Origin of the sequence: Thalassotalea sp. LPB0316 (genome assembly GCF_014898095.1) — a bacterium.
Taxonomy (GTDB): domain Bacteria; phylum Pseudomonadota; class Gammaproteobacteria; order Enterobacterales; family Alteromonadaceae; genus Thalassotalea_G.
Genome location: NZ_CP062946.1, coordinates 618,874 through 633,698 on the forward strand (window position 1 = coordinate 618,874; position 14,825 = coordinate 633,698).

13 protein-coding genes are annotated in these 14,825 nt (G+C 43.1%); 8 read left to right on the plus strand and 5 right to left on the minus strand.

What is annotated here, in order from left to right; all coding sequences use genetic code 11:
• Positions 1-145: 145 nt before the first annotated feature.
• The 4 genes from LP316_RS02775 to dbpA all read right to left on the minus strand — a co-directional run bounded on the left by LP316_RS02775 (position 146) and on the right by dbpA (position 6,210).
• Positions 146-1,657, minus strand: coding sequence for a tryptophan halogenase family protein (locus LP316_RS02775; protein WP_193022569.1), 1,512 nt, complete (start codon positions 1,655-1,657; stop codon positions 146-148).
• Positions 1,658-1,921: 264 nt separating this feature from the next.
• Positions 1,922-4,237: a Tex family protein gene (locus LP316_RS02780; protein WP_193022570.1), complete on the minus strand. Its 2,316-nt coding sequence runs from the start codon at positions 4,235-4,237 to the stop codon at positions 1,922-1,924.
• Between the two features lie 55 nt (positions 4,238-4,292).
• The gene (gene greB / locus LP316_RS02785; RefSeq protein WP_193022571.1) at positions 4,293-4,796 is read right to left on the minus strand and encodes a transcription elongation factor GreB; all 504 of its coding nucleotides are present in this window, start codon (positions 4,794-4,796) and stop codon (positions 4,293-4,295) included.
• A 25-nt stretch (positions 4,797-4,821) separates the two neighbouring features.
• Positions 4,822-6,210: an ATP-dependent RNA helicase DbpA gene (gene dbpA, locus LP316_RS02790; RefSeq protein WP_193022572.1), complete on the minus strand. Its 1,389-nt coding sequence runs from the start codon at positions 6,208-6,210 to the stop codon at positions 4,822-4,824.
• 117 nt (positions 6,211-6,327) lie between these two features.
• Here dbpA and LP316_RS02795 point away from each other — a divergent pair, with 117 nt between their 5' ends.
• Complete coding sequence (locus tag LP316_RS02795; RefSeq protein ID WP_193022573.1) at positions 6,328-6,804, plus strand: NYN domain-containing protein; 477 nt, start codon at positions 6,328-6,330, stop codon at positions 6,802-6,804.
• Between the two features lie 2 nt (positions 6,805-6,806).
• On the opposite strand, the gene LP316_RS02800 is transcribed toward LP316_RS02795, so the two are convergent.
• Positions 6,807-7,688, minus strand: coding sequence for a peptidylprolyl isomerase (locus tag LP316_RS02800; RefSeq protein ID WP_193022574.1), 882 nt, complete (start codon positions 7,686-7,688; stop codon positions 6,807-6,809).
• A gap of 307 nt (positions 7,689-7,995) precedes the next feature.
• Here LP316_RS02800 and LP316_RS02805 point away from each other — a divergent pair, with 307 nt between their 5' ends.
• The 7 genes from LP316_RS02805 (at position 7,996) to trmH (ending at position 14,823) form a co-directional block, all read left to right on the plus strand.
• Complete coding sequence (locus tag LP316_RS02805) at positions 7,996-8,703, plus strand: DUF445 family protein (protein WP_193022575.1); 708 nt, start codon at positions 7,996-7,998, stop codon at positions 8,701-8,703.
• 181 nt (positions 8,704-8,884) lie between these two features.
• Entirely contained in the window at positions 8,885-10,075 is a 1,191-nt protein-coding gene (locus LP316_RS02810) for an amino acid aminotransferase (protein WP_193022576.1), read from the plus strand.
• A 122-nt stretch (positions 10,076-10,197) separates the two neighbouring features.
• Complete coding sequence (gene gmk, locus LP316_RS02815) at positions 10,198-10,824, plus strand: guanylate kinase (RefSeq protein ID WP_193022577.1); 627 nt, start codon at positions 10,198-10,200, stop codon at positions 10,822-10,824.
• Positions 10,825-10,922: 98 nt separating this feature from the next.
• Positions 10,923-11,198 (plus strand): DNA-directed RNA polymerase subunit omega, encoded by a 276-nt coding sequence (gene rpoZ / locus LP316_RS02820; RefSeq protein ID WP_193022578.1) that lies wholly within the window; start codon positions 10,923-10,925, stop codon positions 11,196-11,198.
• A 207-nt stretch (positions 11,199-11,405) separates the two neighbouring features.
• Positions 11,406-13,517 (plus strand): bifunctional GTP diphosphokinase/guanosine-3',5'-bis pyrophosphate 3'-pyrophosphohydrolase, encoded by a 2,112-nt coding sequence (spoT, locus tag LP316_RS02825; protein WP_193022579.1) that lies wholly within the window; start codon positions 11,406-11,408, stop codon positions 13,515-13,517.
• A 6-nt stretch (positions 13,518-13,523) separates the two neighbouring features.
• A complete protein-coding gene (locus LP316_RS02830; protein WP_193022580.1) occupies positions 13,524-13,913 on the plus strand; it encodes a RidA family protein in 390 nt (129 codons plus the stop codon).
• Between the two features lie 196 nt (positions 13,914-14,109).
• Positions 14,110-14,823, plus strand: coding sequence for a tRNA (guanosine(18)-2'-O)-methyltransferase TrmH (trmH, locus tag LP316_RS02835; protein ID WP_193022581.1), 714 nt, complete (start codon positions 14,110-14,112; stop codon positions 14,821-14,823).
• Positions 14,824-14,825 lie beyond the last annotated feature (2 nt).

The window sequence follows — 14,825 nt, forward strand, 5'->3', positions numbered from 1 at the left end:
TGTTAAAGCAATCCTTTGGGCAAAACACTAAGTTATCAGGTAGATAGATGCAACAAAAAATGCCATACACAATGTTTATGTATGGCATTTCTAGTTTACTGGTTAAGCAATTACTGCTTTTTCACACCATCTATTCCAGTATCAGTTACGCTCGCTTAGCAGCATTAAGCGTATTGATAATGTATTGATCGTGGCTTGGCAATTGCGATAACGCCGTTTGTTTTACATCTTTAATTCTGCGCAGCATATTCAGCAGTTGAGCTTCAGGCATACTATCAGCTAGGCAATGGTATTCTTGTGCTGACAGGCCTTGGCCAACCATTACTTGCAACCAAGAAGCCTCTAAAAACAAGTCGTTTTGATCGCGGAATATCAAGCCCTGCTCTTTAAACAATGACAGTTTATTCACTAGTCGCTCTGGCAGTTCCATATGCTGTAGGTCTAACCAAAAGTCGCTGTCAGTTCTTTCATTCTGATGGTAATGCAACACCAAAAAGTCGCGTACTTGCGTGTATTCAAGTTCAGTGAGTTGATTGTACTTTTCACTTAACGCAGGGAAAATTTCGCCGTTTGGAAAGAGGTGTAATAAGCGTGACAAACCCGATTGAATAAAATGAATACTGGTGCTTTCAAGCGGCTCTAAAAATCCTGCCGACAAGCCGATGGCAACCACGTTTTTATACCAAGGTTTTAGGCGTCTTCCGGTAGTAAATTTAAAGGTTTTAGGATCTGAAACGGCCTTTGTATCAAGATTAGACATCAACAAATCTAGCGCTTGTTCATCGCTGTAATGGCTATCGCTATAAACTAGGCCGTTGCCGTTGCGATGTTGCAGTGGAATGCGCCATTGCCAGCCCGAACTATGCGCAATTGAGCGCGTGTATGGCAAGGTAACGTCTAATCGCTCTGAAGCAACGGCTACCGCGCTATTACAAGGCAGGTATTTGCTCCAGTCATCAAAGCCAGCACCCAGTGTTTTTTCAATTAATAGCGCAGCCAAACCCGAGCAATCGATAAATAAATCGCCGCTAATCGATTCGCCACTTTCCAATATTAACGATTCAACATCGCCAGAGAGCTGACATTGAGTTACCTTGTTTACTTTACCTTCAATACGTTTTACGCCTAAGTTTTCACTAAACTTACGTAAAAATGCCGCATACAAGCCCGCATCGAAATGATAAGCATAGGGCAGTTTTAACATGGGGCGTTCAGAGTTAATTTTGGCGAATTTACCTGCTTCAGCCGACATAGCGTTCAAATCGTAGTGCCAAATATCTTCCGATGGGTCAACTAACCCCTGCTTTTTAGCTCGAGCTAAATAATGATGAAATTGGCAAAATGTTGTGTCTCTGCCTGGTGCGCCAAAGGTGTGAAAATAGCTCTGCCCTTGTTTTTTCCAGTTCTCAAACTTGATCGCTAACTTCATCGTCGCTTTCGTTTCTTGAATAAACTGTCTTTCATCAATACCGAGCTTATTATTAAATGCTTGTATGGGAGGAATGGTTGCCTCACCTACGCCTACCGTACCAATAGCTTCAGATTCAACCAAAGTTACCGCGGTACCTTCAGGCAACATTTTTTTCAAGAAAGCGGCGCTCATCCAGCCTGCCGTGCCGCCGCCTAATATCACGACTTTTTTTATTGTTTTTTTCATAAGTATCTCTGCCACGTAAAACAAAAAACAGCCAAAAATCGCTGTTTTTTAGCGCTATAAACCATTCTTAACATACGAAAACAAGAAACTAAAGCACCATTAACGCCTATTAACAATCTATTGATGCCACATTAACATTAATGACTATTGAGCGGTTGTTGTTGATTAATTACACACATAAAAAAATGCCATATACAGAACGAGCATATGGCATTTATCGATGTAAAAAGCGTGTTTTTAACGTGCGGCTGTTAACTCACCGCTTTACTTTTTCATTTTGGCAAAGGCATCGGCAAAGGCGTTGCCCATAGCCGCATTGGTGACCGGCTTGGCTTTTTGCTTCGGCCTATTTTGCTGTTTTGGTTTATTCTGCTGACCGTTTGCCTGGTTAGCTTTGTGTTGCGGCTTGGCTTGTGCCTTATCAGTTAAGCGCATGGTTAAGGTAATGCGTTTTCTATCTGCATCGACTTCTAACACTTTAACTTTTACGATATCGCCCGCTTTAACCACTTCACGGGGATCTGAAATGAACTTGTCGGTAATCGCCGAAATATGCACTAATCCATCTTGATGGACACCAATATCAACAAAGGCACCAAAGTTAGCAACATTGGAGATAACCCCTTCTAAGATCATCCCCACCTTAAGATCGCTGATGGTCTCAACACCTTCTTGAAAGGTTGCGGTTTTAAACTCAGGGCGCGGATCACGCCCCGGCTTTTCTAGCTCAGCAATCACGTCGTTAACGGTGATTTCACCAAAATCATCAGAGGTTAATTCTGCGGTATTTACCTTACTTGCTATGCTAGCTTGACCAATGACCTCGTTAATCGGTTGGCCCAGTTGCTCGATAATTTTCTCAACAATGGCGTAAGTTTCAGGGTGAACGCCTGACATATCTAACGGGTTTTCACCTTCGCGAATACGCAAGAAGCCAGCTGATTGCTCAAACGCTTTTGGCCCTAAACGCGCGACTTTTAGTAACTGTTTACGCTCGTTAAAGCGACCGTTTTGCTCGCGATAAGCGACAATATTTTGTGCAATAGTTTTATTTAACCCCGATACCCGAGCTAGCAACGGCATTGAGGCTTGGTTTAAGTCAACACCAACTTTGTTTACACAATCTTCAATCACATCATCTAAGCTTTGGCTTAATAAACTTTGGCTAACATCGTGTTGATATTGGCCTACACCTATGGCTTTCGGGTCAATTTTCACGAGCTCTGCTAATGGATCTTGTAAACGACGAGCAATTGACACCGCGCCGCGCAATGATACATCAAGCTCGCTAAATTCTTCAGCGGCAAATTCTGAAGCCGAGTAAACCGATGCGCCAGCTTCCGACACCATCACTTTTGTCGGCTTGTTGTTTTCTAGCATTTGAATGGCTTCAGCCACTAACTTGTCGCTTTCTCTTGAACCCGTACCGTTGCCAATCGCTATTAATTCAACCTTATGCTGACGGCATAAATTAACGATGGTGCGCATCGACTTATCCCAATTATTTTGTGGCGCGTGTGGGAAAATCGTATTCGTTGCCAATAGCTTACCTGTGCCATCAACAACCGCTAGTTTACAGCCCGTACGCAAGCCAGGATCTAATCCTAAAGTAACTTTTTCACCAGCAGGCGCTGCCATTAATAAATCGGTTAAGTTTTTAGCAAACACTTTAATTGCTTCAAGCTCGGCTTGTTCGCGCAATTGCCCTAGCGCCTCATTTTCAAGTGAAAGGCTCAATTTGGTTTTCCACGCCAAGCGAATGACGCGTTGAATGAAGGCCGCGCCAGCTTGCTTGGTTAAACGAAAATTAAAGTGCTCGGCAATCATTTGCTCTGCGCTTGAAACGCTTGTGCCTTCGGGGTCAATGGCAATCGCGAGTTGTAAAAAGCCTTCATTGCGCCCGCGCAACATCGCAAGTGCTCGATGTGAAGGTACTTTCGCTAGCTTTTCACTGTGCTCAAAATAATCGCGATACTTCACCGCTTCGTTGTTTTTACCTTTAACTACGCTTGAGGTTAATTGCCCTTGCTTTTGCATTAATCGACGCAGTTTTTGTACTAAAGTGGCTTGCTCGGCGATGTGCTCAATTAAAATAAAGCTGGCACCGTCTAATACCGCTTTGGTGTCGTCTAACCCTTTGGTGGCATCGATGTAGGCATTCGCTTCTTGCTCAGGATCTTTGTGAATATCAGTAAACAATGCCATCGCTAGTGGCGCTAAGCCTGCTTCAATTGCTATTTGGCCTTTCGTTCTGCGCTTGGGTTTAAACGGCAAGTAGATATCTTCAACTTGTGTTTTATTTTCCGCACGCTCAATTGCCTGTTTTAATGCGTCGGTTAGTTTACCTTGCTGCTCAATGTTGATTAACACAACTTGCTTACGCTCATTGAGCTCACGTAAATAGACTAATCGCTGGGCGAGCACCCTAAGGTGATTGTCATCTAAACCTTGAGTTGCTTCTTTACGGTAACGAGCGATAAAAGGTACGGTAGCGCCTTCATCGAGCAATTTTACTGCGGCATCAACCTGCGCCGCTTTTACATTAAGTTCCGTTGCTATTTGTTGTGAAATAGATGACATTCTGTTGCCTTTGAAAATAATTTTTTATCTTGCTCATTGTCATGAACAATCTAGTTTAGGTTTTATTTGATTGATTTATATCAGTTTTTTCATATGTGATCTGATTAATTAACCACACTTTTTCACCTGTTGGCGTGCGAACAACGGCTTCGTCGTCGACTTCTTTTTTCAGCAATGCACGAGCCATTGGCGCATCAATTGAGATATAGTCTTTTCGGCCATAAATTTCATCTGGCCCAACAATGCGAAAGGTGAGTGTATCGCCTGCTTCATCTTCAATTTCGACCCACGCGCCAAAAAACACTTTGCCGTCTTGCTGGGGATTGTAATCAACAATTTTTAAACTCTCGAGTCGTTTTCTCAAATAACGCACGCGGCGGTCAATTTCGCGCAACCGCTTTTTGTTATATTGATAATCGGCATTTTCTGAGCGATCACCTAAGCTTGCTGCCCACGCCACTTTCTTGGTGGTTTCAGGTCGCTCTTCGCGCCATAAATGATCGAGCTCTGCCTGCAATTTCGCAAAGCCTGCTCGGGTAATTAAGTCAGTTTTTTTCATTCTTTATTTGTTACTTAGTTACTCACTACCACGTCATTAAACGGGCGCGAAAGGTTTTGCCTTTCATTTTATCGCGCTCTATTTTCTTTAACGCCACTTTCGCAACATTCGACTGTACCGCAACATAGGCTTTTAGATCGGTTACTTGAATTTTGCCAATTTGATCGCCCTTTATCCCTTGTTTACCGGTTAAACCACCAACAATATCACCGGGGCGAAGTTTGTGCTTTTTACCACCGTCGATTTGAATCGTCACCATTTTTGCTTTTGGCGGCGCAATAGCTAATACATCAGGTGTAGGTAGCGGTAAAGGCTCAACCACCATATCAAAATATTCTTCAAGATCAGCGATTTTACGAGTGTCTTTATCGGTATAAAGTGAACAAGCAATACCTTGAGCGCCAGCGCGACCAGTACGACCAATGCGATGCACGTGTACTTCTGTGTCACGGGTTAAGTGATAGTTAATCACCATTTCTAAATCATCAATATCTAAGCCGCGAGCAGCAACATCAGTTGCTACTAAAATTAATGCACTTTGGTTAGCAAATCTTAACAAAGTTTCATTGCGTTCGCGTTGCTCCATATCACCGTGTAGTGCGAGCACGCTAAAGCCATCGTGTTGTAGTGCTTGATAAATATCGTTTACTTCCGCTTTGGTATTGGCAAAAATAACCGCTGAGCTCGGCTGTTTATCGAGTAATAATCGCTTGGTAGCATCGATGCGCTCGGCACTATTTTCTAGGTGATAAAACGCTTGGCTAATGGCACTTTCTTGATGAACACTCGCCACTTTAATCAGCTCAGGCTGATGCATAAATTTCGCTGATATTTGCTGAATTTTTTCTGGAAACGTAGCACTAAACAACAAAGTTTGCCGATCGTTTGGACACTGTTCAACAATATTATCTAATGCCGCCTGAAAACCCATTTCAAGCATGCGATCGGCTTCGTCTAATACCAGTGTGTTGACGTTTTCAAGATTTAAACGGCCGCGAAATAAGTGATCTTCAATCCGCCCTGGTGTGCCAACAATAATATGTGCGCCGTGCTCTAATGAACCAATTTGTGGCCCCATCGGCATACCGCCACACAACGTAAGTACCTTAATGTTGTGAATACCTCGGGCAAGCGTTCTAATTTCTTTGGCCACTTGATCGGCTAACTCACGCGTAGGGCAAAGCACTAACGATTGGACGCGAAACTTTTTCACGTTAAGTGCTTGCAACAACCCTAACGCAAAAGCTGCGGTTTTGCCCGAGCCAGTTTTTCCCTGACCGATCACGTCTTTCCCAGCAACAATTAACGGCAAGGTTTGCGCCTGAATTGGGGTCATTTGGTGATAACCCAAGCTCGCTAAATTATCGAATAACGCCGGCTTTAAATTTAGGGTAGAAAAGTCTGTTGAATGCACGTTGGCCAACCATCAAGAAAAATAAAGCGGCATTGTATCACTGCATTGCACATTAGTTGAAACCTTTGTCGCAATAGTGTGCTAAATTGCACCAATAGCGATAAAAAGAAGACTGTGATGAAAGCCAATACTGCAATATTTGTTGATGTGCAGAACATCTATTACACCACGCGCCAAGCATTTGGTCGCTCGTTTAACTATCGACAATTTTGGCAAGATGTAGCGCATACTCACGATATTTCACTGGCCAATGCTTATGCCATTGCTCACCAAGACGATCAACAACACAAATTTCAAAAAGCGCTTAGCCACATTGGTTTTACGGTTAAAACCAAACCTTATATTCAACGCAAAGATGGCTCAGCTAAAGGCGATTGGGACGTAGGTATCACACTTGATGTGTTCGAACACGCAAGTGAGGTTGAGGAAGTTATTCTACTCTCAGGTGATGGCGATTTTGACTTGCTGCTCAAACGCATCAAAGAAAAATTTAAGGTCAAAACGACCGTTTATGGCGTTGAAGGGTTAACCGCGGCGTCTTTAATTAACGCCGCAGATAACTTTATCGCGATAGATCAGCGCTTATTGCAATAAGGCTATTTTGGTCGATAAATTAGCTTAGTTGCTACAGGTACTTGGCAAACATCGAGCACCGGCGGTGGCTTTTTGTAGAAAAACGCATTGTCGCGCTTACGGCGATCATCAAGCTTTTTAACAAAAGCTTCGCTATTGGTATCTTCAACGGCAATTTGCCATTGCTTTTCTTCAGGTAAATCGCTCATTAACTGCATATCGAGAATTGGCGTGTACATTTCACTCGGCACTTGATCATCACCTTCGATCACAGCGGTGCGCTGGATCGCCTGTACGTGATTCATCCCGTAAATCACTCGGCCAAACACTGACATAATGCGATCTAAATACCTTGGCGCTTGGCCATTGGTAATATAAAAGTGGCTCGTTGCGGTGTCGGGCTCATTGCCTCGGCCTAACGCAAGAATGCCCGGGCAGTGGGTTAACCATGCTTTACCGGCTTGCTCGTCAACGCCAATACCAAAACCATTTTTGAAGCCGGTAATTGGTGCGAACAAGTCATTATCTTGCACCTTGGTGTAATACCAGTTTTTATCAATGGTGAGATCTTCTTCGATTTTAAGGGTGTTAATCTCAAACTTCTTTTCGGTTGCTTCATCAGGCCCACCTTGGGCGACAAAACCATCGATCACACGATAAAATTTGTTGTCTTTATACAGGCCATCACGGGTTAATTTTTTAAACTGTTTCACATGCTCAGGTGAAAAATCAGTTGATAGCTCAAACACCACATCACCGTGGGGTAAGGTCATGATCACCATATTTTGCGGCGAAACATTGCGCCACTTAACGTCCTGCGCAAAGGACATTTGCGTTGAGCCAATAGTTAGGCCGATAACACTTGCCACTATCGCCACTTTGCTGTTTAAAAACTTGTTCACCATGTAATTCCTTATTGTTTTTCTTTTGAGATTACCGTCTCGATAATTGCTCCTGCATTATTCTACTTACCTACATCCATGTAGGCATCCACGGTAATGACGGCATAGTATCATGCCCGAGTAGTCGGGTATCTCATTCCCAAACCGTCATACCCGAGCAGTCGGGTATCTCTGCATTTGATTACAACCATAGTTAGCTGTCCAACACTACGCTCACCCATCTAATTTAACCAGTTTTAAGCCTCTTGTATATTAGCGCGACTGTATTAGATAATAGCGCCACTTGTCTAACCAACAGTTGAGAACAAACGTGAATAAAAGCCTGATCACAAACCTTATTGCCCTACTAACCACGCTTGCGGGTTACTTCCTAGAGTACCCCATTTTGTATGCGATTGGTCTATTCGCATTATCAGGCAGTGTTACCAATTGGTTAGCTATTCACATGTTATTTGAAAAAGTACCAGGGCTTTATGGCTCAGGCGTTATTCCTGCGCGTTTTGAAGACTTTAAACTCGGTATTCGCCAACTTATGATGAGCCAGTTTTTCACCAAAGAAAATATCGACCGTTTTTTATCAAGTAGCTCAGCAAGCAGCCAAATCGATTTAACGCCAGTGATTGATAAAGTCGATTTAACACCGGCGTTTGATAACTTGGTCGACGTCATTGAAGCTTCGTCTTTTGGCTCAATGTTAGCCATGGTTGGCGGCCGAGAGGCGGTTGAGCCCATGCGCGAGCCATTTATTGAAAAAATGCGCGCTAGCGTGATTGATATTACCCAAAGTGAGAGCTTTCACGACAACTTAAAAGACGTTTTAGAAGGCGATTCAAATATTGCCAATATTCAAGATAAGGTCAGTAATATTATCGAACAGCGCTTGAATGAGTTAACCCCGCAATTGGTCAAAGAAATTATCCAAGAGATGATCAAAAAGCACTTGGGGTGGTTAGTTGTTTGGGGTGGTGTTTTCGGCGGTATTATCGGCTTTATTGCAGCTATCACGGGTAATTTTTAAGTTAGCGATTTGTTACTTTTATTTGGCTGTCCAAAGCTGTTGCCACACCTGTAAAGTTTTAGGGAATATTTTATTCCGTTTTATCTGGATTTTTTGATCTATTCCCCTTTAACTTAGCCATCTAAATAGCTATGCTTAAGCCTCACAATTTCCTCCCGTTAACAATAAGGTAAATGGAGTCATGTTCGGTAACTTAAAGGCGTTGCCTGCCGATCCTATTTTGGGTCTTTTGGCAAAATATCGTGAAGATGCAAATCCTCAAAAAATCGATTTAGGTGTAGGTGTTTATAAAGATGAAGCGGGTCATACCGCAATCCTCGACTGTGTTAAAGCAGCAGAGAAATATCGTCACGATAACGAAGATACCAAGGTATACATTGGCCCAACGGGTTCACCGTTATTTAACGAGGAAATGTCAAAATTAATCTTCGGCGACCACCAAGTATTATCGACTAATCGCTCACGCACGGTATCTACCCCTGGTGGTACTGGCGCATTGCGCGTAGCTGCTGAATTTATTAAGTCGTGCAAAGCGGGCGCTACTATTTGGGTGAGCAACCCAACATGGGCAAACCACACCGGCTTATTCGAAGCCGCGGGTTTAACGGTAAAAACTTACCCGTACTACGACTACGAAACGAAAGCATTAGATTTCGATGGTATGTTAAACGCACTTAAAGAAGTGAGCAGCGATGATGCGGTATTGCTACACGCATGTTGTCACAACCCAAGTGGTATGGATTTAAGCCAAGAGCAATGGCAACAAGTTGCAGCCGTAGCTAAAGACAAAGGCTTCTTACCTGTTATCGATATGGCTTACCAAGGTTTTGGTGACGGCTTAGACGAAGACGCATACGGCCTTCGTTTAATGGCTGATACGGTTGAAGAGATGATCGTATGTAGCTCTTGTTCGAAAAACTTCGGTTTATACCGCGAGCGCATTGGCGCAACAACCATCATCGGCAAAACCTCAAGTGCTGTTGATGTTGCTTACTCAGTATTACTAGCTGTTGTTCGCGTAATTTACTCGATGCCACCTGCACATGGCGCAGCCTTAGTCGAAACCATTTTAAGCTCAGATGAACTGCGTCACCAATGGTTTAACGAACTAGCGACCATGCGCGATCGCATTAATGGCAACCGTCGTTTAATCGTTGAAAAGCTGATTGAAAACGGTGTAACGCGTGACTTTAGCCACATTACACGCCAAAAAGGTATGTTCTCATTCTTAGGCATTACCCCTGAGCAAGTACAGCGCTTACAAGACGAATACTCAATTTACATGGTTGGCTCAAGCCGCATGAGTATCGCCGGTATTGCTAACAGCAACGTCGATTACTTAGCGAAATCAATCGCAGCTGTCATTAAATAAGCGAAAATAAACTTTATCTTTAAAGGCGACCTGTTTTACCGCAGCTCGCCTTTTTTATTTTGCTATTAGCTAAAAAAATGCGAAAATATGGCGCTTTATATCTCTCAAGCAAAGGGCATATCGTGACTGTTCCAGGTAACCTATTCATATTATCTGCACCAAGTGGTGCTGGAAAATCTAGCTTAATTAGCGCCTTATTAAAGTTAGAATCGCCTCGTCCGGTTGAAGTATCAGTGTCAACAACGACTCGCGATCCTCGCCCAGGTGAAGTTGACGGCCAGCATTACCACTTTGTCAGCAAGCCAGAATTTGAACTGCAAATTAGCCAAAATCACTTTTACGAATACGCCGAAGTGTTTGGTAATTATTATGGTACTTCAGAAAAAGCAATTGATGAGCAACTGGCCAAAGGCATCGATGTTTTTCTTGATATCGACTGGCAAGGCGCCCAACAAGTGCGCTTGAAAAAACCTGAAGTAACAACGATCTTCATCGCACCACCGTCAAAAGCAGAGTTAGAAAAACGATTAAAAGGCCGCGGCCAAGACAGCGATGAAGTGATTGCTGATCGCATGGCACAAGCACAATCTGAGTGCTCGCACTACCAAGAGTTTGACTACATCATAGTGAATGACGACTTTGACCAAGCCGTTGAAGACTTAAAAACAATCGTCAACAATCAGCGTTTAAAGCGCGATCAGCAAATTGCCAAGTATCAGGCGATGTTTGACGATCTTATTGCTGATTAAAAAAGATCCTAAATCAGTCACTTATTGATTGCAGTTAGTCAGCCCCTCAAGTAAAATACCGGGCTGTTTTATAAAGTTTTAAATGTTGGAGTAGCTAAATGGCTCGCGTTACAGTTGAAGATGCCGTAGAACAAGTAGGCAATCGTTTTGACTTAATTTTAATGGCTTCTCGTCGTGCACGTCAGATTGCAACAGGCGGTAAAGAACCTCTAGTTGAGTTAGAAAATGACAAGCCGACAGTACTCGCATTACGTGAAATCGAAGAAGGCTTAATCAACAACGAATTGATGGACGAAGCAGAGCGTCATCAACAAGTTGAAGAAGAATCAGCCGAGTTAGCTGCTGTTGCAGCAATCGTTGGTGGTAACAGCTAATCTAAGCGTTACTCACAAAAACAGAAAAACGCGTAACCATTTACGCGTTTTTTTATACCTAAAAATAAACAATCAAATAATAATAACAATTGCCTATTTAACGTTGGCAACAATCCCAATTCAACGTATGCTATTCATACAGAATAGGGGCTTGCTAGCTGTTTCTATTTACAATAATTAAACAAATGAGTCTCAGGGGAGCTTTTAGTGTATTTGTTTGAACCATTAAAAGAATTGGTTTCTACTTATCTTTCCAAAGTACAGGTTGACCTATTAAAACAAGCCTATGTTGTCGCACGTGATGCTCACGAGGGACAAATGCGCTCAAGCGGCGACCCTTACATTACACACCCTGTTGCCGTTGCCATCAACCTTGCCAAAATGCATCTCGATCACGAAACCTTGATGGCGGCATTACTGCACGATGTTATTGAAGACACAGAAGTGACTAAAGATGAGCTCGCAGAGCTCTTTGGCTCAACGGTTGCAGAATTAGTTGAAGGCGTATCGAAACTAGACAAACTCAAGTTCGATAACAAAGAAGAAATGCAGGCGGAAAACTTCCGCAAAATGATCATGGCGATGACCCAAGATATTCGCGTGATTTTAATAAAGCTTGCCGATCGCACCCACAATATGCGCACGCTCGAATCACTTCGCCCTGAAAAGCGTCGCCGCATCGCTCGTGAAACCTTAGAAATTTACGCTCCTATCGCCAACCGCCTCGGTATTCATGACATTAAAAATGAATTAGAAGTACTCGGTTTTGAAGCCATGTACCCGATGCGAGCTCGAGCGCTCAGAAGTGCGATTAAACAAGCACGCGGTAATCGCAAAGAAATTATCAACAACATTCACGATGAAATTGTCTCGCGCCTAGAAGAAAGTGGTATTCAAGCTGAAGTTATCGGCCGAGAGAAACACTTATATTCAATCTATCGCAAAATGAAAAACAAAGAGCTAATGTTCAACGAAGTGATGGATATTTATGCCTTTCGCGTGATTGTGCCTGATAAAATTGATGACTGTTATCGCGCGCTAGGTGCGGTACACAATTTATTTAAGCCAATTGAAACCCGTTTTAAAGACTACATTGCTATTCCAAAAACCAATGGTTACCAGTCACTGCACACTTCATTAATTGGCCCGCACGGTATTCCAGTTGAAATCCAAATTCGTACCACAGACATGGATCAAATGGCAGATAAAGGTGTTGCCGCCCACTGGTTATACAAACAAGATAACAACGAAAGCAGTGGCACTACCGCACAGATGAAAGCCCATCGCTGGATGCAAAGCTTACTTGAATTGCAACAAAGCGCCGGGAGTTCGTTTGAATTTATTGAAAACGTTAAGTCAGATTTATTCCCTGAAGAAATTTACGTATTCACCCCAGATGGCCGTATTGTTGAATTGCCAATGGGCGCAACCGCTGTTGATTTTGCCTACGCAGTACACACCGATGTCGGTAACTCATGTGTTGGTGTGAAAGTCGATAGAAAAACCTATCCTCTGTCAAGGCCACTAGATTCAGGGCAAACCGTTGAAATTATTACCTCGCGTGCAGCCAGACCAAACGCGACATGGCTTAACTTTGTGGTAACGGCCAAAGCGCGCTTACAAATCCGGACATACTTGCGCTCGCAAGAGAAAACTGAATCACACGCACTAGGTTTACGCTTATTAAGTCATGCATTAGGTGGAACCAAAATTGAAGATATTCCGACTGAAAAAGTTCACCAAGTCGTGTCAGAAACCGGTCATAAGTCATTTGACGATTTACTGATAAATATTGGTTTGGGTAATGCACTAAGCATTGGTATTGCTCGTCGTCTCACCGATGAATTCACCGACGAGCACGAAAGTACCAACACAAATCCGAAAACCAAAATGCCAATTAAAGGCACAGAAGGCATGTTGGTAAGCTACGGTAAATGTTGTCGACCAATTCCTGGCGACTCAATTATGGCTTATCTGAGCCCAGGTAAAGGCTTGATCGTTCATCAAAATGGCTGTGGCAACATCAAGAGCCAAGAACAAGGCAAGTTATTCCCAGTGAGATGGGATACTGATATTGATCGCGACTTTATCGCGAAATTGCGTATCGAAATTATTAACCACCAAGGCGCCTTAGCTGCACTGACCAATGTCGTCGCGCGCTGTGGTTCAAACGTTCACTCACTTAACTCGGGTGAAAAAGATTCTAACTTGTACGTTATCGACTTGGAGTTAACCTGTCGAAACCGTGTCCATTTGGCTGATATCATGAGAAAAGTCAAAGTGATGGTCGACGTACAACGCGTAATAAGAAACAAGTAGGAAACCATGAAAACAATTATCTCAACAGAAAATGCACCAAGCGCAATCGGCACATACAGCCAAGCAGTTAAGGTTAACAACACGGTCTATTTATCAGGCCAAATCCCATTAGATCCACAATCAATGGAAGTTATCGGCGACACCTTTGAAGCGCAAACTCACCAAGTTTTCAAAAATTTATGTGCCGTGTGTGAAGCAGCAGGCGGCGAAATTAACGATATGGTAAAAGTGAATATCTTCATGACCGACTTAGCTAACTTTGCCACAGTTAATGAGATTATGAGCCAGTACTTTAGTGAGCCATACCCAGCTCGTGCTGCTATTGGTGTATCGCAGTTACCCAAAGGTGTCGACATTGAAATTGACGGCATCATGGAATTGCCAAACGTTTCATAAGGCAATGGCTTCATAAGCCAAGAGAATCACGTACACAAAGTACGTGATTCAGTTTAAAATACCGCACATTAAGCACTAACATAGGTTTTTTCAAAATAATTTGGATTTAGGCAAGGCAAATTGAGCGACGTGTAGTACCACTACAGCAGCGAAATTTAACGCCGCACAAATTCAAAGTATGAAGAAAGAAAGAAGAATGACCCCAGAAAGACACCAACGAATCCTCAATATGCTCAACAAACGCCAGCCTGATCTAACCGTTTGTATGGAAGGCGTTCACAAAGCACATAACTTAGCCGCGGTGGTGAGAACCTGTGATGCCATTGGTGTTAGCGAAGTTCACGCGGTATGGAAAAACGAGCAGATGCGCGTTTCAGGCGGTATTGCTACGGGCAGTCAAAACTGGGTTGACGTGCATAATTACACATCAACCAAAGATGCAATAAGCGTGTTAAAAGACAAAAACATGCAGGTGCTCGTGACCAACTTATCTGATACAGCGGTTGATTTTCGTGAAATAGATTACACCAAACCAACGGCAATTATTCTTGGCCAAGAAAAGTTTGGCGCATCACCTGAAGCGCTAGCACTTGCCGATCAAGATATCATTATTCCAATGGTCGGCATGGTGCAATCACTTAATGTATCGGTTGCTAACGCCGTTGTTTTATATGAAGCACAGCGTCAACGTGAAGCGGCTGGCATGTATGAAAGCGCGCCAACGATTGATGAAAGCGTGCGACAGCGTATGTTATTTGAAGGTGGTCACCCAATTTTTGCCAAAGTATGTCGAGCCAAAGGTTTACCTTATCCACATATTGACGACGACGGCGAAATTATCGCCTCAAAAGATTGGTGGAACAAAATGCAAATGAGCCAAGAGTCGTGGCAAGATATCGACGATCAATAATA

Bases quoted from the DNA above. Each gene is read 5' to 3' on its own strand.
- LP316_RS02775 (WP_193022569.1), bottom strand. From the start codon at position 1,657: ATGAAAAAAACAATAAAAAAAGTCGTGATATTAGGCGGCGGCACGGCA.
- LP316_RS02780 (WP_193022570.1), bottom strand. From the start codon at position 4,237: ATGTCATCTATTTCACAACAAATAGCAACGGAACTTAATGTAAAAGCG.
- greB (WP_193022571.1), bottom strand. From the start codon at position 4,796: ATGAAAAAAACTGACTTAATTACCCGAGCAGGCTTTGCGAAATTGCAG.
- LP316_RS02795 (WP_193022573.1), top strand. From the start codon at position 6,328: ATGAAAGCCAATACTGCAATATTTGTTGATGTGCAGAACATCTATTAC.
- LP316_RS02800 (WP_193022574.1), bottom strand. From the start codon at position 7,688: ATGGTGAACAAGTTTTTAAACAGCAAAGTGGCGATAGTGGCAAGTGTT.
- LP316_RS02810 (WP_193022576.1), top strand. From the start codon at position 8,885: ATGTTCGGTAACTTAAAGGCGTTGCCTGCCGATCCTATTTTGGGTCTT.
- rpoZ (WP_193022578.1), top strand. From the start codon at position 10,923: ATGGCTCGCGTTACAGTTGAAGATGCCGTAGAACAAGTAGGCAATCGT.
- LP316_RS02830 (WP_193022580.1), top strand. From the start codon at position 13,524: ATGAAAACAATTATCTCAACAGAAAATGCACCAAGCGCAATCGGCACA.
- trmH (WP_193022581.1), top strand. From the start codon at position 14,110: ATGACCCCAGAAAGACACCAACGAATCCTCAATATGCTCAACAAACGC.